This window comes from Streptomyces sp. S063 (genome assembly GCF_002832675.1).
Classification (GTDB): Bacteria; Actinomycetota; Actinomycetes; order Streptomycetales; family Streptomycetaceae; genus Streptomyces; species Streptomyces sindenensis.
In genome coordinates this window covers 4,438,217-4,455,540 of the sequence record NZ_CP021707.1, presented here as the reverse complement: position 1 = coordinate 4,455,540, position 17,324 = coordinate 4,438,217, and the positions used below count along the sequence as shown (strand labels likewise).

The window sequence follows — 17,324 nt, the reverse complement described above, 5'->3', positions numbered from 1 at the left end:
CGCCCGGACGAACCATCGAGCGTTGAAGGAGTTACGCCCGTGGGCCTGCTCGACGCGATCCTCGGCCGGAGCAAACCGGTCCGCCCCGACCTCGACCAGCTCTTCGCCGTGCCCTCCGCCGCCCTCACCCTCCAGGCCGCCACCGGTCTCACCCCGACCGGCCGGGGCTCGGTCTGCTTCGCCGGGGTGGAGGGCGGCGGCTTCGCCCGCCTCCAGGAGGACGTACGCGAACTGCTGGACGCGGACACGGAACGCGGCGGCATCCCGGTGGAGTTCAGCCGGGACTCGTACGGCTACACCTGGCTGCTGGCCACCCACCCGGCCGACGACACGGCGGGCCTGGTCAACGACCTGCACGCGGTCAACACGATGCTCCAGGACGGCGGTTTCGGCCCGCACCTGCTGTGCTCGCTGATCGGCTTCCGGGACCCGGAGGGCCGGTCGCTGGCGCTGGTCTACCTCTACAAACGCGGCACGTTCTACCCGTTCGCCCCGCTGCCCGGCGGTGCCGAGAAGCGGGACAACCAGCGGGAGCTCCAGGTCCGGGGCGCCCTCGGGGACGATCTCCGGGTGGAGAAGGACCTGTCCCGGTGGTTCCCGGTGTGGGGGGCGCCAGGGCTGTGATCAGCCGTTGGTGACCGCGATGCCGTGGGCCGTGGGCCCCAGGCGCGCCCGGTAGCGGCGGATGCCCCAGCTGCGGTGCTCCAGTTCGGCGGCGACCAGGACGTCAGCCGTGTTCGGCAGGCCGGGGACCAGCTCCACCAGCGCGGACACCGGGTGATCGCCGACCAGCGGCAGCCGGCGCAGGCCGCGGAACTCCCACTGCGGGTCCGGCTGGGACGCCCCGTGGCCGCGGACGATCCACTCCTCCCGGGCGGGACCCGGCTCCGGCTGCTGCCGCTCCACGCCGAGGTCGACGACGCCGGTGCTGACCGTGAAGCTGAGCCCGGTGCCGGGGCCGGCCGCCGTCGGGCGGGTGCGCTCCCCCGGGTCGATGAGGCGGGCCACGGGCCGCAGGGCCGGGTCGGGGGTGGAAAGGGAGAGGGCCAGGGAGGCGTGCCGGAACGTGCCCGGGGCCTGTGGGGTCTCCGGGCGGAACGAGCACACCAGCAGGAGGTGGCGGTAGTCCCGCCCGGGCGTGGACCGGACGTGCGCGTGCCAGTCGGCGGGGGCGCTCGCGTGATCGGCGGGCAGCAGGTCCCAGCCGAAGGTGAGACGGCCGCGCAAGGGTCCGTCGTCGGCCGGGGCGCCGAGCGTGCGCTCCGGTTCGAGGGCGATGTCGTGCAACTGGATCTCGGTCATGCGGTGGCTCCCGTGCTCCGGCCCCGTAGGAAGGTGAAGGCCCCCCAGTCGCGGTACTGCGGGTACCGCGCCCGGGTGGCGGTCTGGGCTGCGCGGAACGCCCGCTCGGGGGCGTCGGCGAGGTCGGCCCGCTGGTGCAGGCGGTGGAAGAAGTACGTGGCCGGTTCGGGGCGTACGGCCCACACGCAGCCGACGACGGCCTGGGCCCCGGCGGTGATCAGGGCGGCCGGGACGCCGCGCACGTTGTCCGCCCGGTCGAAGCGGCCCAGTGCCGATTCGCAGGCGGCGAGGGTGACCAACCGGACCCCGCTCAGGTCGAGTTCGAGGAAGTCGTGGGCGAAGACCCGGCCGTCGTCGTCCTCGTCCGGGGTGAGGTGGAGGCAGTGCAGCCAGGGGGCGTCCTGATCCATCGTGCCGTGGACGGCGAGGTGGACGACGTCGGCCGTCGCGAGTTCGGCGAGCAGTCCGGCCCTGGTCGCGGCCGGGCCGGTCACCGCGTCCGCGCCGACCGCCGCGGCGACCGTCCGGGCGTGCTCCTCCAGCGCGGGTTCGGCGGGCAGGCCGTAGGGGACGCCACCGGTGGCCGAGGCGATGACGGCGGTGCGGCGCGGGCGTACGGGGAGGCCGGCGGAGGGGTCGGCGGGGACGAGCGCTTCGAGGCCCGCGATGGTCGTGACCGTCCAGTCGTCCGCGATCAGGCGGCCGTCGACGGAGCAGAGCGCGACCGGCAGGTAGTGGAGTGCGCCGTGCGGCCAGAGCAGGAGGCGGTCCTTGCCCTGGGCCCGCCACCCGGCCCACAGGTCGCCCAGGGCGAGCGGCAGCTCGGACCCCGTCAGCAGTCGTCGGCCCTCCGGTGTCACCTCGCCGAAGAGCGGGTCGCGTTCGACCTCCGTACGGACCGCTTCGACCAGGTCGGCGACGGGGTGCCGGTCGGCGTACGTTGCTGCGCTCTCCCGTCCGCCGGCAGCGGCATCGGAACCGGGATCACCCAACTGCACGGTGATCGCGCTGCCTTCGCGCGTGACGGCGAGCAGGACGGCGGCGCCGTTCACCGCGGTCGGCAGGAACCAGGTGAGCAGCACGCTGCGCTCGTCGAGCAGTTCGCCGGTGCGCGCCCAGAGGTACTGGTCGTCCGCGAAGGCCGCCGAGCAGGCCCGCAGTTCGTCGTCGATGAAGGAGGAGATCCGCCGACGCAGACCGCGTACGAACCGGTCGTCGTCGTGGTGCTCCTCCCCGGGATCCGTGTCGAGGGCGTTCAGCAGGTTCGCCGTCGCGCCGCCGACGGCGGTGGGGTTCTCGGCGGCGCGGAGTTTCCCGATGTAGTTCTCGATGTGCGCGGGGCGGGCGATCGGGCCGTCGATCCTCCGCCACGCCCCGGCCTCCGGCCCCTTGCCCGCCTGGTGGAGGCCGAGCATCAGCGCCACCGGCAACGACTCGATCCCGAGGGTCACCTGCCATACGGCCGCGTGAACGAGGTCGCGGAGCACTTCGCCGAGCTCGGGGGCGCCGCTGGTGTCAAAGTTCGGTACGTCGACGATGATCGCGTGCACGGCGTTCCTCAGGGCGTCCCCGCCGAGGTCGGGCAGATCGCGGAGGACGGGCAGCAGGCATGCCTGGGCCAGGTCCTGCTGGTTCAGTGAGGCGTAGGAGAGGGCCGCGTAGGTGGAGTGGCCCCACGGGAAGGGGACCCGGTCGGATACCGGCTCGCCCCGCTCGACCGCCAGGCGGTACAGGTCCGCCGTCAGCAGTCTGACGCCCGCGCCGTCTCCCGCTCGCGCCTGCCGCAGGAGGGCGACGCCCAGCGCGGGCTGCCCCCGGTCACGGGCGTGGGCGGCCGCGTGCAGCAGAGCGGCGGAGCGCTGCGCCGGGGACCAGTCGGCCGGAAAGGGCTCCGGGAGGAGGTCGGGGCCCGGGCAGTCGGTGGGGTCGTCGGGCAGCGCGTGCAGCCGGGCCTCGATCTGTTGGCGGCGGTGCGCGGGGCCCGGGGCGAGGGGCGAGCGGTCGGCCCAGTCCAGCACCGCGCGCAGGAGAGGCCGGTCCCCGCGTTCCCGGGCGAGGCTGATCCCCTGGTCCACGGTCCGGGCGGCGACGTCTCCGCCGTGCGCGGCGAGGAAGGCATCCACGTCCGAGCCGAACACGTTCTCCCGTACGGCGTCGACGAACGTCGCGGGCGCGTCGTCCACCGACCGGAGGAGAAGGAGCAGCAGATCCGGCGGAGCGGCGGCGCCTACGGCGAACAGGGCGTCGAACGCGGCCCGCGCGGTCGCCCGGTCCACACCGCCGCCCTCCTGCTCCCCCTCCCCCTCCTCCTCCGTGACGACCTGCGCCAGCGCGGCCAGGATCCGAGGGCGCAGCGGACTGCCCGGACCGCCCTCGCGTTCGTCCGACTCGGCAGCCCGTACCAGCAGTTCCCGGGCCTCGTCCCGCAGGCGCGCGTCGAACCGCAAGGGCCACGCTCCGCCGAACCACGGCCGGTACAGCGGCGACCGGTACAGATCGGCGGCGAGCCGGGCGGCCCGTACGGTCCCTCCCTCCCCGGCGTACGCGTCACCGCCCAGGTCCTCCGGGCCCCGGACCGCCAGCCGCAGCCGGGCAGCCGCCAGGAGCGCCGCCGCCAGGCCCGGTGAACCGTCCGGGGAGCCGTCCGGGGAGCCGTTCGGGGGGCCGTTCGGGGGGCCGTTCGGGGGGCCCGCAAGCCGCTCGATCAGGCGACCCGCCAGCTCGTCCGCGTCCTCGAACACCGGGCGATCGCACCGTTCCGCGAGGACCGGGGCCGCACTCTCGACCGTCCGCAGCGCCGCCTCCCGCCAGACCGCCTCCGCCCCGCACTCCTCGGCGACCTCGGCCACCAACCGCCAGTAGAGGTGGAGGAGATCGGCCGCGCCTCCCCGGCTCCGGCTCCCCTCCGCGACCAGCGGTTCCAGCAGCGCCCCGGCGGACAGCCCGTGGGCCTCCTCCAGGCTCCGCCGCACCCGCTCCAGCTCACGCGCTCGCCGCTTGGCGGCATCGAGCGGCAGCACCCGGTCCCGTACGTGGAGCACCAGTTCCAGCAGGATGGAGACGGGGTCGAGGACGTAGGTGAGCGTGGGCGGCCCGGCGGCCTCGTGACCGGGCGGGCCGAACCGCACCCGGCCGGCGCAGACCTTGCCGTGCTGGGTCTCGTATGTCAGCACGGCGGCCATGTCGTCCGAGGGCGGCATGACATGGGACACCACCAGCACCAGCGATCCCGTGGCGGCCACCGACTCCAGCCAGCCGGCCGGCAGGTCCAGGTCCAGATCACGGGCCAGCTCCAGGCCGCCCGGGCCGTGGACGGAGACGACACCCCCGGCGTCCCGCTGAACGCACCACCGGGCGTCCACGGGCCCCGCGAACGGCAACGCGTCCAGGGAGGTGAGCGTGGGCAGCCCCCGGACGTACGCCAGGCTGGCCAGGCTCCCGCCCGCCCCGGCACCGGTGAACGGGCCCAGCCCCGCCTGCCCCACCGCGATCCCGGCGTGCCGGACACCGTCCGCCTCCGCCACGAACGCCCAGCCCGTGACATCCCCCGACAGTCGCACGCCGCCCCCTCGCGCCTCCGGATCGTGGCGCTGACCAGCCTTCCACACGCGCCGCCGGCGAGCGGACGACTTCCGGGGACGGGCGGCAGCCGGCCGGCCCTCACCGAGGCCGCCGCTCAGCCCCGCGGCCAAAACACCGCCACGGCCTCCCCCGCTCCGCCCTCTCCCGCCCCCCGGAAAGCAACGGTCAGCCGCATCCCGACGCGCGGAGCCTCCGGCCCTCCGCCGCCGCGTCCCAGTACGGGCGGGTGAACGCGTCCGGCTCCGGGAGGTCGAAGCGGGGGCCTGCGGACGCGCGTTCGGCGCTCACAGGAACAGTCCGATCACCGCGTCCAGTGACCAGGTCTGCCACGCCATCGCGAACAGGGCCACGAGCGAGATCAACGCCATCATCGCGTTCTGCCCCTGCTCGGCCCAGTTCGGCGTAGACGGCGACGTACGCGATCAGCTTCGGGCGGGGTTCGACGACCCGCCGGAAACCCGTGCGGACCACGCCCCAACGGTGCTTGTCCGCAATGCACATCTGACGACCTGTCAGTTCAGCGGATACGGGCCGCACCGCGCAAGGGGCCCGCACCCGTCCCCGTACAGCCCGGAGGGGCCTGCCTTCCCCGGCCGACGGAACAGGACCCGCGCGGCTCACAGCCCCCTCACCCACTCGTGATCAATTCGCAACCGATTTCCCTCTTGACCGAGACCCATCAACAGAGCGGACGATTACGCTCCGAACCATGCCCAACAGCACGCCCTCCGCGGACAGTCACGACGCCGTCACCCTCACCGACCGTACGGAGGACCGGCCCGTCTACGTCATCGGCGGCGGTCCCGGCGGACTCGCCGCCGCGGCCGCGCTGCGCGCCCGGGGCGTACGGGCGGTGGTCCTGGAGAAGTCGGACCGGGTCGGGGCGTCCTGGCGCGGCCACTACGACCGGCTGCACCTGCACACCACCCGCCGCTGGTCGGCGCTGCCGGGGCTGAAGATGCCGCGGAAGTTCGGGCGTTGGGTGGGCCGGGACGACGTGGTGCGGTACCTGGAGAAGTACACCGAGCACCATGGGCTGGAAGTGGTGACGGGCGTCGAGGTGACCCGGGTCGACCCGGCCCCCGACGGCTCCGGCGACTGGCAGCTCACCGCGACGGGCGGGCGGGTCCTGCGGGGCCGCGCGGTCGTCGTCGCCACCGGCTTCAACCACACCCCGCGCATACCGGACTGGCCGGGCCGCGACACGTTCACGGGCGAGCTGCTGCACGCGGCGGCGTACCGGAACCCGGCCCCGTACGCCGGCAAGGACGTCCTGGTCGTCGGCATCGGCAACACGGGCGCGGAGATCGCCGCGGACCTGGCGGAGGGCGGGGCGTCCGCCGTGCGCATCGCCGTCCGGACGGCCCCGCACATCGTCCGCCGCTCCACCGCCGGCTGGCCGGCCCAGGCCACGGGCATCCTGGTCCGCCGCCTGCCGGTACGGCTCGTCGACCGCGCGGGAGCCTTGATGGCGAAGGTCGCCGTGCCCGACCTGACCGACAGGGGCCTCCCGCGCCCCGCGACCGGGCTCTACTCCCGGGTCCGCGAAGGGGCGATCCCGGTCCAGGACGTCGGCCTGATCGACGCCGTGAAGACCGGCCGGGTCGCCCCCGTGGCCACGGTCGCCTCCTTCGACAAGGACACGGTGGTCCTGGCCGACGGCACCCGGCTCACCCCCGACGCCGTCATCGCCGCCACCGGCTACCACCGCGCGCTGGAGCCGCTCCTCGGCCACCTGGACGTCCTGGACGGGCGGGGCCGCCCGGTGACCCACGGCGCCCGGTCCCCGAAGGAAGCCCCCGGGCTCTACTTCACCGGGTTCACCAACCCGATCAGCGGAATGCTGCGGGAGATGGCCCTGGACGCCGAGAAGATCGCCAAGAGGGTGGCCCGGGCGCCCCGTTGAGGGTGCGCCGGGACGGACCGGGCTGTCGGTGCCGGTGGGTAGGGTCCGGCCCACGGCCGTCATCCGTGAACTGATCGTGATGGCCGGTCTGACGCGAGCCCTTCTCCAGAGGAGTCCATGATGACCGTTCGCCGTGTCGTGCCCAACCTCCGGACGGAAACGGTCGAGGAGAACCGGGACTTCTACGGTCTGCTCGGCTTCGAGGAGGTCATGAACCTCGGCTGGATCACCACCGTCGCCTCGCCGTCCCGCCCGCAGGAGCAGGTCAGCTTCATGACCCACGACCTCACCGGCCCGGTCGTCCCCGACTTGAGCGTCGAGGTCGACGACGTGGACGCGGTGTACGCCGTCGTCCGGGAGAGCGGGGCGGAGATCGTCCACCCGATCCAGGACGAGGAGTGGGGAGTGCGGAGGTTCTTCGTCCGGGACCCCGACGGCCGGGTGGTCAATGTGCTGAGTCACCGCTGAACTCCGTTCCGGGCGTGCCCGGTCCGCTGCCGGGCACGCCCGGAACGGGGTCGCCTCTGCCTAGGCTGGCGTCATGGATGTGTTCGACGAGCTGTTGCGGGGCGTGCGGGGCCGGGGTGCGGTGTTCGGCCGTTCGGTGCTGTGCGCACCCTGGTCGCTGCGGTTCACGGACGGGGCGTATCTGACCCTGTGCCTGCCGTTGCGGGGCGCGGGGTGGATCGTGCCGGAGGGCGGCGAGCCGCTGCGGGTGGAGGTCGGGGAGGCGGCGATCGTCCGGGGTCCGGCCCCGTTCGTCTTCACCGACGCCCCGGGGGACGGTACGGGGCCGGCGCGGGCCGGGGGCGTACGGGAGGTGCGCTGGGACCAGGCCCGGGACACCGGCGCAGCGCCGGGCGGTGTCCCCGAGTTCGACTGCGCCACCGTGCTGCTGGCCGCCGCCTATGACGTACAGGAGCAGCTTCCCCAGCGGCTCCTGCGGGCGCTCCCCCCGGCCCTCGTGGTGCCCGACGAGGAGGACTGCGCGCCGCTGCGGGACTACCTGGAGGCACAGCTCGGCCGGGGCCGGCCCGGGGACCAGACCGTGCTCGACCGGCTGCTGGACTGGATGCTGGTGTGCACGCTGCGGGACTGGTTCGACCGGCCCGAGGCGAACCCGCCGGGGTGGTACGGGGCGCTCGGCGACGAGGTGGCGGGCCCGGCCCTGCGGGCGATGCACGAGGACCCGGCGCACCCCTGGACGACGGCGGAGCTGGCGGGCCGGGCGGGGGTGTCGCGGACGACCCTGGCGAAGCGGTTCACCGAACTCGTCGGGGACGGGCCTGTGGCGTATCTGACGGAGTGGCGGATGACGCTCGCCGCCGACCTGCTGACCCGCCCCGAGCTGACCGTGGCGGCCGTGGCCCGCCGGGTCGGCTACGCGGACGCGTTCGGATTCAGCGCGGCGTTCAAGCGGGTGCGGGGCGAGAGCCCGAGCGCGTTCCGGCGGGAGGCCCTGGCGTCCGGGCCGGTGGAGGCGGAGGCGGAGGCCCCGGCGGGGTAGGCCGGCGGGCAGAGCGCGGGGGCGGGCGACCGGGGCTTGGGGCCCCGCCCCGGGGCCGGGTTCCCTTCCGGTGGACCGGCCTCGGGAGTCGCCCCGGGGGCCCTCCGCGCCGGGGCTCCTCCCGCAGGGGCCCGGCCCCACTGCTCAGCCTCGGCCCCGCCCCGGGCGTCAGCCCCAGACCCCCCGCGCCGCCGCCTCCCGGACGAAGTCGGCGAAGTCCCGCGGCTCCCGGCCGAGTGCCCGGCGAACCCCGTCCAGGACGGGCGCCTCCCGGCTCGACGTGATCGGGTCCAGCGCGTCGGTCCAGAGGTCGGCCTCCCAGTCCGTGAAGCCCTGGGCGGTGAGTCCGGCCCGGAAGACGGAGGCCTCGACGGGGACGTACGCTGCGCGCTTTCCGGTCTCCTTCGCGATCTCGTCCAGGACGTCGGCGATGCCGAGCGCGCGAGGGCCCGAGAGTCCGTACTCCTCGCCCGCGTGGCCGTCCTCGGTGAGCGCCGCGACGGCCACGTCCGCGATGTCGTCGGCGTCGACGAACGCGGCCCTCCCGTCCCCGGTGGGCAGGGCCAGTTCCCCGTCGCGTACGCCGTCGAGGAAGACGCCCTCGCTGAAGTTCTGGGCGAACCAGCCGGGCCGCAGGATCGTCCAGGTCACCCCGGAGGCCCGGACGGCCCGTTCCCCCTCGCCGTGCGGTCCGCCGTCCTCGTAGGCGGGGCCGAAGTAGCCGGGCACGTCCGTACCCCGGGCCGAGAGCAGCACCAGCCGCCGCACCCCGCTCGCGACGGCCTGCTCGACGAAGGCGGGGGTCGGGGAGGGGGAGGCGTCGAGCGGGGTGATGTAGACGGCGGTGACGCCGTCCAGGGCGGCCTGCCAGGTGGTGGGGTCCGTCCAGTCGAACGGGGTGTCCCCGGACCGCGAGGCCGCCCGGGTCTCCACCCCCAGCTCACGGAGGCGGGCCACCACCCGGCGGCCGGTCTTGCCGGTGCCGCCGGTCACGAGTACGGGTCCCTGCACGGAGGCCGCTGCCGCGGTCACGTCTGTCTGAGTCATGGCACCAGCCTCACGCGGCGGGGCGGCCCCCGCCCATGGGTCAGCGTCCGGGAGGGATGTCCGAGCGTCCGGCACCGGGCGCCGGGCCCGCATGCCCACCCCGCTCCGACGCCCGCCCCCGCTCCGACGCCCGCACCAGCGCCTCGGCCCACGCCACCGCCCGCGCCGAAGCCCCCGTCACCCACTCCCTGGTCATGCCGGAGGGCGGGCCGTTCAGCTGGTCGGCAACGGCCTGGTCCCCCTCGTACGCCGCCCCGGCGGGCCCGCCCGACAGCATCGCCCCCACGGGGCAGCTGCGCCGCCCGCCTCGCGCCCTGTCATGCCCCCCGGGCGAGGAGCAGGAGGTACCAGAATCCGTGAACGGCGGTCATCGCCGGGAAGAACGCCCAGGACAGCTGTACCTGCCGCTCGATGTCCGAGCCCTCCGGCGCGGGATCAGCCGGGGTCAGCCGGGGCTGCACCGCCCGCCGGAGTTGCTTCGCGGCCTGGTATCCGCCGATCCTCCCGCTCAACGACGGCGATACCGCCGGGCTTGTGAGGATGCGGCCGTCCTTGAGTTCGACGGCGAGCCCGTTCGTGGTGAGGACGCGCTGGATGAGACCGTACGGCACCCGGATGTCCGTCAGCCTGTTGTGCATCAACAGCCCGTCCTTGCCCAGGACCACCCGGCATCTGAGGTGCAACCAGGCCGGATATCCCAGTGCCAGGCTCCATGGGAGCCCGTGGAGTGACCGCTGCCGGAGTGGCAGCGTCTCACCGGCCGGCTGGACGGCCACGAGCAAGAAGCCCAGCGCGACCGAGAAGCAGAGCCCCACCACCCCAACGCCGAACTCGGAACTGCGAAGACGGGACATCGAATCCGGCTCGGATCTCACGGCCCCTCCGTCCTCCCTCGACGGCTACGGCGTGCAGCACCTGCGTCACAGGTCGCACCAGGCGGGCTTGAAGGTCGAGCTACCGCTCTTCCCTCGACGCCGAACACCGAGGCCAGTCCCGGCCGTACCCGAGCCCCTGCCCCGAACCTGTCGATGCGCAGTGCGTGCTTGCCTGTCGGCGTGCCGGCCGTTGCCGACGCTTCGGTGGAGGGTCGTTCCGCCGATTCTACCGAAGAACAGTCCCCGGAGGGCGGCCTCACTCCGCGGTCCGGGACGCCTACCGGGTTCTTCGGCGACGCGCTGTCGGCGGCGGACGCGGAACGGATGGGCCTGGTCAACCGTACGGCGCCGGGCGGGGAGTTGGAGGCCTGGCCAAGGAGTGGGCGGGCTGGCTGGCGGAAGGGCCGAGCCGGGCCGTCGCCCTGACCAAGCAGCTGGTGAACGCTTCACTGGACGGCGACCGGGCCACCGCGTTCGCGGCCGAGGCCGCCGCCCAGGAGATCAACATGACCACGCGCGACGCCAACGAGGGTGTGGCCTCCTTCGTCGAGCGCCGTACGCCGGAGTACCGAGGCTACGGACAGAAGTACGAGACCTCAGGACGCCACCGGCGGGTTGAAGCGGTGGAACGCCGGGGCCGACCAGCGCAGCGGCGAGGCGGCGGCGATCTCCCGCACGGCGGTGATCTCGAACTCGACGAGCCGCTCCGCCCCCGGGATGCGGGCCACCTCGTCCGCGTCCCAGACCGTGCGGGCGAAGCCGGTCAGGTGGAGGGCGGAGCCGTTGTCCCAGTCGGGCACGAACAGCCCGGCTGCGGGGTTGAGTTCGAGGTTCCCCAGGGTCAGGAACATGCCGTTGCCCGCGTAGTCGGGCCAGCGCAGCAGCCAGGGCGTGACGACCTGCACGAAGCCCGGGTTACCGCCCCGGTGCGAGGCGTCGGCGTCGCCCCGGTCGGAGGCGGTGGCGACGAAGAAGGTGTCGGCGGACCGCAGCGCCTCCTGCTGCGCGGGGCTCAGGGCGCCCCCGTCGGTGACCCTGCGCCGCCCCTCGCCCGCCCCGCCCGGTGCGATCCGGTGGGGGTGGCGTTCCTGGATGTACTTGGGGCAGTTGGCGACGGCCTGGTCGAGGGTGACGCGGAGCCCGCTCCCCTCGCGGACCGCCCGGCCGTTCATCCGCATCCGGCGACGGGTGGCGGGCTCGATGGCGATCATCCCGATCCGGGCGGGTCCCGCCGCGCCGGTGCCACCCCCGTGAGCACCGGACAGCAGGCCCGCCAGCGGGTCGTCGGGCGGCGGCAGCGCGTCGACGGTCAGGACGTCCGGCGCGGGGACGGCCAGGAAGCCCGGTTCGCCGGTGAGCTGGGTCGCCCAGATCCGCCCCTGCCGGTCCGCGCCGCCCACCACCAGGAAGGGCTGCCGGCCGAGGAACTCCGCCGCCACCTCGGGGATGTCGGAGCGGATGGCCCGCTCCGCACTCGCCGCCCGCCGGGCCAGCCCCGCCCGCTCCTGCACGGCGACCTCGCCCCGGTGATATCCGCTCATGGTCCGCACCCTGCCCTTTCGCGCCCAGCCGCCGACGCCTAGAAGAATCCGCAGGTGGGAGCACCCGCGGTCGGGGCGTCCGCCGGGTCGGCCCCGGTGGGCGCGTAGATCTCCAGGCGGATGCCGTCGGGGTCGGCGAAGAAGACGCCGCCCGAGGTGCCGCTCTCGCCGTGCGGGACGACGCCCTCGTAGGAGAACTCCGCGCCCAGCCCCCGCAGGACCTCCTCGGCGGCTCGGACCTCGTCCACCGTGTCCACCTCGAACGAGAGGTGGTGGAGGCCGGGGAGGGCCGTGGGAGCCGTCCCTTCGCTCTGCTGCCACAGGGTCACCAGGAGCCGGGAGTCACGGCCGAGGAAGATCCATCGGCGGTCGGCGTCCTTGCCCTCGGCCAGCACGTCGAAGTCGAAGACCTCCCGGTAGAACGCGGTCGAGCGGTCGAGGTCGGTGACGTTGAGGCCGACGTGGCCGGTCCGGAGGTTCCTGGCCTTGCTCATGGTCGATCCCGTGCCTTAGGTCGGGGCCACGAGGTCATCTCGTAACCGTTGTCATTCATTTTGCAGGTTAGAAACAGCCAGCGCAAACCGGTGATCTCCATTTGGCCGGTTATCATCGATGGGCCATCCGCCCCCGCCCCGCCCCTCCTCCACGACGAAGGAGCCCGACCGTGACGCAGCCTCCCGGGCCCGACCCCCGGCCGCTGACCGGCGAGCCGCTCGCCATCGACCTGCTCAACACCCGCTGGATCGACGGGGACGGGCGGCACGACCTGCTGGATACCGTGTCGGGCCTGGCCATCTGGCTCGGCAGCCCCCCGGTGCGCGAGCACCTCGCCCCCGGCGCCTCCGCCGACCGCACCCCCGAAGCCCTCCTCGCCGCCGACCGCGCGACGCTGGACCGGTTGCTCGCCGCCCGCACGGCGCTCGACGCCCTCGCCGCCACGGCCGTACGCCGCGATCCGGCCACCCCCGAGGACAGCGCCCGGCTGAACGAGGTCCTCACCCACGGACGGATCCGCCGCACACTGGGCCCCGGCGGGGTGCCGGAGTCGGTGGTGGAGGTCGACGAGCCGTCCTGGCTGCCCGCCTGGTACGCGGCGGAGAACTGGCTACGGCTCGTCGCGGACCGCCCCGACCGCATCCGCCACTGCGCGAACGACGCCTGCGTCCTGCACTTCCACGACGTGTCCAAGAACGGCACGCGCCGCTGGTGCTCCATGGCGGGGTGCGGCAATCGCGCGAAGGCGCAGCGCCACTACGCCCGGCGCACGAGGGCGTAAGACCCGGGGCCCGGGCCCGGCCGATCCGCACACGGGTTCACATCTGACGCCCCGTCAGTTCTCATGGACGGCGTGATGGGACACGCAGGCATGGCCGCCACCGCCGTCCGCCGGCGGTTCAGCGGCCTCGGCGGCCGGCAGCCGGGCTTCGGGTTCAGCGGTCGGCGGCGGGCTCCCCCGGCGCCGGAACGCGGCGGACCACCAGCGACATCAGCGCCGCCATCGCGCACAGTGCCCCGGCCGCGTACCAGACCACGTCGTAGCTGCCGAACACGTCCCGCGCGACTCCGCCGAGGAACGCGACCACCGCCGCGCCCACCTGGTGCGACGCCAGTACCCAGCCGAAGACGATCGCGCTGTCGTCGCCGTACTGCTCACGGCAGAGCGCGAGCGTCGGCGGGACGGTGGCGACCCAGTCGAGACCGTAGAACACGATGAAGAAGACCATCGGCGGGCGCACGTCGGGGGCCATGAGCATCGGCAGGAACAGCAGCGCGATCCCGCGCAGCGCGTAGTAGACGGCGAGGAGTCTGCGGGCGTCGAAGCGGTCGGTGAGCCAGCCGGAGAAGATCGTGCCGATGACGTCGAAGACCCCGATCACGGCGAGCAGCGAGGCCGCCACGGTGATGGGCATGTGGTGGTCGTGCGCGGAAGGCACGAAGTGGGTGCGGATCAGGCCGTTGGTGGAGGCCCCGCAGATCGCGAAGGCGCCCGCGAGCAGCCAGAACGGACCGGTGCGGGCCGCGTCGAACAGCACGCGCAGCGCACGGCGCGCGGCACCCCGGGCCGGCGCGGGCTTCGTCACGTACGCACCGCCGTACGGGGCGAGCCCCACATCGGCCGGGTGGTCGCGCATCAGGAGCCAGACGAACGGGACGACGACGAGGGACGCCAGACCGACGGTGACCGAGGCGGGCCGCCAGCCGTGTTCGTCGACGATCCAGGCGCAGAGCGGGAGGAAGACGAGCTGCCCGGAGGCCCCGGCGGCGGTGAGGATGCCGGTGACCAGGCCACGGCGGGCGACGAACCAGCGGTTGGTGACGGTCGCGGCGAACGCCATCGCCATGGAGCCGGTGCCGAGGCCTACCAACAGGCCCCAGTAGAGCATCAGTTGCCAGGACGCGGTCATCCAGACACTGGCGATCGCCCCGGCTGCCACCATGGTGAGCGCGACCGCCACGACCCGCCGGATACCGAAGCGGTCCATGAGTGCGGCGGCGAACGGCGCGGTCAGACCGTACAGCGCCATGTCGATGGAGACCGCGAGCCCGATCTCACCGCGCGACCAGCCGAACTCTGTGTGGAGCGGGTCGATGAGCAGGCCGGGCAGGGAGTTGAAGGCCGCACCGCCGATGATCGTCACGAAGGTGACTGCGGCGACGAGCCACGCCCGGTGAATGCGGGGGCGGGGACGGGGCCGCTCCTCGCGGGGCGGACGGCGGTCGTCCCGGGCTGCGCTTTCGATGGTCTCGGTCACGTGGACCAGCTTCTTGGCCTTGGGCTTTCCCTACGAGTGGCCTGAAAGACATGGTTCGCAGGAATCGGGCCACGACGGCATGCTCCGGGGCGGACGGGCGCGGTCACGGGCACTGCGTACGATCGCCGCCTGAACGAGAGAGGTTGCCCGCCGGACCCCGGCACGACACGACACGAGGAGCGACATGCACTGGGCCGTCCGTCAGGAGTTCGACCGCCGAGCCGGGGCCCGCGTGGCCTGGGGAGTGGGCCTGTCCGCCGTGGCAGCCGGGCTGCTGCTCTGGCTCGGCTACCTGCTGCTGGCTCCGTACACCATCGCGTCCTCCCCCAGCCGCGAGCTGGAGTGCGAGTCCCCGCTCGCGTACGGCCGTTCGCACACCAGCCCTTCCCTGTGCGCCGGGGAGCGCGACTGGCCCGAACTCGTCGGCATCCTGGCCCTGTCCGTCCCCACGGCCGTGGCGGGCGCGGCGCTCGTCGTCAGCGGCACCTCCCGGCGGCGCACCAGCGCCCATGTCTTCGCGATACTGGAGATGCAGGCGAGCGAGGAACGGGCCCGCGGCAAGAAGTGAGGACCCGGGCCGGCGTCAGCCGCAGGCCCGGGCCGCCGCACGGAGCACCGCCCACGCACCGGCCGCACCCACCGCGTACCAGAACAGATCCGGCGCGTTGAAGGTCGAGCCGAGGACCAGCCGGGCCGCCGTGCTGTGTGCGGACAGCTCCGCCGGTACGCCGGTGAGCTGCGCGAACTCCACCGCCCAGCTCAGACCGAGCGCCGCGAGGGCCACCACGACAGGCCGGGCGCGGGGGGCGCAGAAGGCGACGAGCGCGCAGAGCAGCACCGTGTAGAGCGCGCTCCCGGCGTACTTGGCGAAGGCCCCGTCGGCCCCGGTGCGCACGACGAGGCCCACGGCGACGGTGCCGACGGCCGCCACCGCCGCGACCGAGCGAGCCCTGAGATCGCGCGGGCGCCACGGCGGGTTCGGTGGCGGGGACGTACGGGTGTCACGATCCGCTGCGGGAATGGACGCGGGCTCTGTCGGCTTCTCCATCACGTCGCTACTCTGTACCACCTCCTGGTCTATACCAATACCCGCCGCCGCTGATCTCCGAGGAGGTCGTCATGCCGCACCGCGTCGTCGTCCTGGCTCTCGACGGGTTGCTCCCGTTCGAACTGGGCATCCCGCAGCGGATCTTCGGCCGCAGTATCGGCACGGAGGCGGACGGTGCCGGCCGGAAGCTGTACGACGTGGTGACCTGCTCGGTCCGCCCTCCCGGCCCGGTCAGGACCGACGCGGACTTCGCCGTCCTCGTGGAGCACGGCCCGGAGGCGCTCGCCACCGCCGACACCGTGGTCGTCCCCGCCTCCTACGAGCTGGGCCCGGTCTTCGAGGAGGGCCGGCTCACCGACGAGCTGGCGGCCGCGCTCGCCCTGGTCCGGCCCGGTACCCGGATGGTCTCCATCTGCACCGGCAGTTACGTGCTGGCGGCGGCCGGATACCTCGACGGCCGCCCCGCCACCACGCACTGGTCGTCCGCCGACCACTTCCAGCGCACCTTCCCGCAGGTCCGCGTCGACCCGGACGTCCTGTTCATCGACGACGGGGACGTCCTGACCTCCGCCGGGGTCGCGGCCGGGATCGACCTCTGCCTGCACCTGGTGCGGCGCGACCACGGGGCGGCCGTCGCGAACGAGATCGCCCGCCGCACGGTGGTGCCCCCGCACCGGGACGGCGGGCAGGCCCAGTACATCCACCGCCCGCTCCCCGAACCGCAGTTCGCGACCACGACCGCCGCCCGGGCCTGGGCACTGGCCCGGCTGGAGCGGCCGATCCTGCTGCGGGACATGGCGGAACAGGAGGCCATGAGCGTACGGACGTTCACGCGCCGCTTCCGCGAGGAGGTCGGGATCAGCCCCGGCCAGTGGCTCACCCAGCAGCGGGTGGAGCGGGCGCGCCAGCTGCTGGAGTCGACGGACCTGTCCATCGACCAGGTGGCCCGGGACGCGGGCTTCGGCACGGCGACCTCGCTGCGCCAGCACCTCCAGGCGGCCCTGGGCGTGCCGCCGACGGTCTACCGGCGTACGTTCCGGTCATCGGCCGACGCCTAGGCCTGCCCACGAGCCCCGGCCCAGAAGCCTCAGCCCGTGCGCCCCACCAGATCGTCCAGCTCGGCCCGGAACAGCAGGGCCGGATCGAAGCCCATGCCCGTGAAATGGCCCGCCAGCTCCAGGGACAGCACCCCGTGCAGCCGGGTCCAGAACGCGAGAGCCCGCCGCAGCGCCCCGGGCGGGGCCGGGTGGTCGCCGGCCCAGTCGCGGTGGTCCGCCAGGTGGGCGGCGAACGGTGAGGCGGGCGGGTCCGGTTCGAAGGCCGTCCAGGCGGTCAGCAGGTCGGTCATGATCTCCTGCGAGATGCCGGTGATCTCGTCGGGCGCCTGGTAGCCGGGGACGGGGGTGCCGTAGACGAGGAAGTACCGGTGGGGATCCGCCAGAGCCCAGTCGCGCAGGACGTGCGCGAGGGCGGCCGGGTCGGCGCCGGTGAGGGCCGCCGCGTGGACGGCGTCGGCGAGACTGCGGTAAGCGTCCCGGACGAGCTCGGTGATGAGCTCGTCACGGCCGGCGAAGTAGCGGTAGAGCGCGGGTCCGCTGACGCCCATCCGCTTGGCGATCGCGTTGAGGGAGAGCGCGGAGGCCCCGGCCGTGGCGATCTGCTCCCAGGCGTGCTGCTTGATCTCGGCGCGCACCTGGGCGCGGTAGCGCTCGCGCGGAGTCTTCGCCTCGGACCCGGCCATGGACTGCCACCTTCCCCGGCTC

The 17,324-nt window shown here is 73.9% G+C and carries 17 protein-coding genes and 2 pseudogenes; 8 read left to right on the top strand and 11 right to left on the bottom strand.

What is annotated here, in order from left to right:
• The first annotated feature begins 39 nt into the window (after positions 1-39).
• Positions 40-624 (top strand): PspA-associated protein PspAB, encoded by a 585-nt coding sequence (pspAB, locus tag CCZ36_RS20675; RefSeq protein WP_128818323.1) that lies wholly within the window; start codon positions 40-42, stop codon positions 622-624.
• Here the strand turns inward: pspAB and CCZ36_RS20670 are convergent, their stop codons facing one another.
• From CCZ36_RS20670 to CCZ36_RS20660, 4 genes and pseudogenes are all read right to left on the bottom strand, one after another.
• Entirely contained in the window at positions 625-1,302 is a 678-nt protein-coding gene (locus CCZ36_RS20670) for a hypothetical protein (RefSeq protein ID WP_069735283.1), read from the bottom strand. It abuts the gene before it with no gap.
• Positions 1,299-4,862 carry a CHAT domain-containing protein gene (locus CCZ36_RS34830; protein WP_164873532.1) on the bottom strand — a complete coding sequence of 1,188 codons (3,564 nt, stop codon included), beginning with the start codon at positions 4,860-4,862 and terminating at the stop codon, positions 1,299-1,301. The genes CCZ36_RS20670 and CCZ36_RS34830 overlap by 4 nt, the downstream gene beginning before the upstream one ends.
• A 187-nt stretch (positions 4,863-5,049) precedes the next feature.
• A complete protein-coding gene (locus CCZ36_RS36435) occupies positions 5,050-5,172 on the bottom strand; it encodes a hypothetical protein (RefSeq protein WP_257791391.1) in 123 nt (40 codons plus the stop codon).
• Positions 5,169-5,379 (bottom strand): annotated as a pseudogene (locus CCZ36_RS20660) (DoxX family protein); the annotation flags it as partial. The pseudogene CCZ36_RS20660 and the gene CCZ36_RS36435, both read right to left, overlap by 4 nt.
• A gap of 214 nt (positions 5,380-5,593) precedes the next feature.
• Here CCZ36_RS20660 and CCZ36_RS20655 point away from each other — a divergent pair.
• The 3 genes from CCZ36_RS20655 to CCZ36_RS20645 all read left to right on the top strand — a co-directional run bounded on the left by CCZ36_RS20655 (position 5,594) and on the right by CCZ36_RS20645 (position 8,297).
• Positions 5,594-6,790, top strand: coding sequence for a flavin-containing monooxygenase (locus CCZ36_RS20655; protein ID WP_128818322.1), 1,197 nt, complete (start codon positions 5,594-5,596; stop codon positions 6,788-6,790).
• Between the two features lie 120 nt (positions 6,791-6,910).
• A complete protein-coding gene (locus CCZ36_RS20650; RefSeq protein WP_069735286.1) occupies positions 6,911-7,258 on the top strand; it encodes a VOC family protein in 348 nt (115 codons plus the stop codon).
• 73 nt (positions 7,259-7,331) lie between these two features.
• Positions 7,332-8,297: an AraC family transcriptional regulator gene (locus CCZ36_RS20645; protein ID WP_128818321.1), complete on the top strand. Its 966-nt coding sequence runs from the start codon at positions 7,332-7,334 to the stop codon at positions 8,295-8,297.
• A gap of 168 nt (positions 8,298-8,465) precedes the next feature.
• Here CCZ36_RS20645 and CCZ36_RS20640 read toward each other — a convergent pair whose 3' ends face one another.
• Positions 8,466-9,344: an NAD(P)H-binding protein gene (locus CCZ36_RS20640; protein ID WP_176735172.1), complete on the bottom strand. Its 879-nt coding sequence runs from the start codon at positions 9,342-9,344 to the stop codon at positions 8,466-8,468.
• A gap of 317 nt (positions 9,345-9,661) precedes the next feature.
• Positions 9,662-10,219: a hypothetical protein gene (locus CCZ36_RS20630; protein ID WP_128818319.1), complete on the bottom strand. Its 558-nt coding sequence runs from the start codon at positions 10,217-10,219 to the stop codon at positions 9,662-9,664.
• A gap of 282 nt (positions 10,220-10,501) precedes the next feature.
• Between CCZ36_RS20630 and CCZ36_RS35850 the strand changes: the two are divergent.
• A pseudogene (locus tag CCZ36_RS35850) lies at positions 10,502-10,794 on the top strand (enoyl-CoA hydratase/isomerase family protein); the annotation flags it as partial.
• Between the two features lie 21 nt (positions 10,795-10,815).
• Here CCZ36_RS35850 and CCZ36_RS20620 read toward each other — a convergent pair.
• A complete protein-coding gene (locus tag CCZ36_RS20620) occupies positions 10,816-11,760 on the bottom strand; it encodes a pyridoxamine 5'-phosphate oxidase family protein (RefSeq protein WP_069735289.1) in 945 nt (314 codons plus the stop codon).
• A gap of 38 nt (positions 11,761-11,798) precedes the next feature.
• Positions 11,799-12,254, bottom strand: coding sequence for a VOC family protein (locus CCZ36_RS20615; protein ID WP_069735290.1), 456 nt, complete (start codon positions 12,252-12,254; stop codon positions 11,799-11,801).
• A 170-nt stretch (positions 12,255-12,424) separates the two neighbouring features.
• Here CCZ36_RS20615 and CCZ36_RS20610 point away from each other — a divergent pair, with 170 nt between their 5' ends.
• On the top strand, positions 12,425-13,036 hold the full coding sequence (locus CCZ36_RS20610) for a CGNR zinc finger domain-containing protein (protein WP_128818318.1): 612 nt from the start codon (positions 12,425-12,427) through the stop codon (positions 13,034-13,036).
• Between the two features lie 154 nt (positions 13,037-13,190).
• On the opposite strand, the gene CCZ36_RS20605 is transcribed toward CCZ36_RS20610, so the two are convergent.
• A complete protein-coding gene (locus CCZ36_RS20605; RefSeq protein ID WP_069741005.1) occupies positions 13,191-14,513 on the bottom strand; it encodes an MFS transporter in 1,323 nt (440 codons plus the stop codon).
• A gap of 184 nt (positions 14,514-14,697) precedes the next feature.
• Here CCZ36_RS20605 and CCZ36_RS20600 point away from each other — a divergent pair, with 184 nt between their 5' ends.
• Positions 14,698-15,081 carry a hypothetical protein gene (locus tag CCZ36_RS20600; protein WP_069735293.1) on the top strand — a complete coding sequence of 128 codons (384 nt, stop codon included), beginning with the start codon at positions 14,698-14,700 and terminating at the stop codon, positions 15,079-15,081.
• 15 nt (positions 15,082-15,096) lie between these two features.
• Here the strand turns inward: CCZ36_RS20600 and CCZ36_RS20595 are convergent, their stop codons facing one another.
• Complete coding sequence (locus tag CCZ36_RS20595; RefSeq protein ID WP_069735294.1) at positions 15,097-15,561, bottom strand: ribosomal maturation YjgA family protein; 465 nt, start codon at positions 15,559-15,561, stop codon at positions 15,097-15,099.
• A 71-nt stretch (positions 15,562-15,632) separates the two neighbouring features.
• Between CCZ36_RS20595 and CCZ36_RS20590 the strand changes: the two genes are divergently transcribed.
• The gene (locus CCZ36_RS20590; protein WP_128818317.1) at positions 15,633-16,619 is read left to right on the top strand and encodes a GlxA family transcriptional regulator; all 987 of its coding nucleotides are present in this window, start codon (positions 15,633-15,635) and stop codon (positions 16,617-16,619) included.
• Between the two features lie 29 nt (positions 16,620-16,648).
• Here the strand turns inward: CCZ36_RS20590 and CCZ36_RS20585 are convergent, their stop codons facing one another.
• On the bottom strand, positions 16,649-17,302 hold the full coding sequence (locus CCZ36_RS20585) for a TetR/AcrR family transcriptional regulator (RefSeq protein WP_069735296.1): 654 nt from the start codon (positions 17,300-17,302) through the stop codon (positions 16,649-16,651).
• Positions 17,303-17,324: the final 22 nt, after the last annotated feature.

Coding starts and splice junctions, on each gene's coding strand:
- CCZ36_RS20585 (WP_069735296.1), bottom strand. CDS start 17,302: ATGGCCGGGTCCGAGGCGAAGACTCCGCGCGAGCGCTACCGCGCCCAG.
- CCZ36_RS20590 (WP_128818317.1), top strand. CDS start 15,633: ATGCCGCACCGCGTCGTCGTCCTGGCTCTCGACGGGTTGCTCCCGTTC.
- CCZ36_RS20620 (WP_069735289.1), bottom strand. CDS start 11,760: ATGAGCGGATATCACCGGGGCGAGGTCGCCGTGCAGGAGCGGGCGGGG.
- CCZ36_RS20670 (WP_069735283.1), bottom strand. CDS start 1,302: ATGACCGAGATCCAGTTGCACGACATCGCCCTCGAACCGGAGCGCACG.
- CCZ36_RS20615 (WP_069735290.1), bottom strand. CDS start 12,254: ATGAGCAAGGCCAGGAACCTCCGGACCGGCCACGTCGGCCTCAACGTC.
- CCZ36_RS20645 (WP_128818321.1), top strand. CDS start 7,332: ATGGATGTGTTCGACGAGCTGTTGCGGGGCGTGCGGGGCCGGGGTGCG.
- CCZ36_RS20655 (WP_128818322.1), top strand. CDS start 5,594: ATGCCCAACAGCACGCCCTCCGCGGACAGTCACGACGCCGTCACCCTC.
- CCZ36_RS20595 (WP_069735294.1), bottom strand. CDS start 15,561: ATGGAGAAGCCGACAGAGCCCGCGTCCATTCCCGCAGCGGATCGTGAC.
- CCZ36_RS20600 (WP_069735293.1), top strand. CDS start 14,698: ATGCACTGGGCCGTCCGTCAGGAGTTCGACCGCCGAGCCGGGGCCCGC.
- CCZ36_RS20650 (WP_069735286.1), top strand. CDS start 6,911: ATGACCGTTCGCCGTGTCGTGCCCAACCTCCGGACGGAAACGGTCGAG.
- CCZ36_RS20640 (WP_176735172.1), bottom strand. CDS start 9,344: ATGACTCAGACAGACGTGACCGCGGCAGCGGCCTCCGTGCAGGGACCC.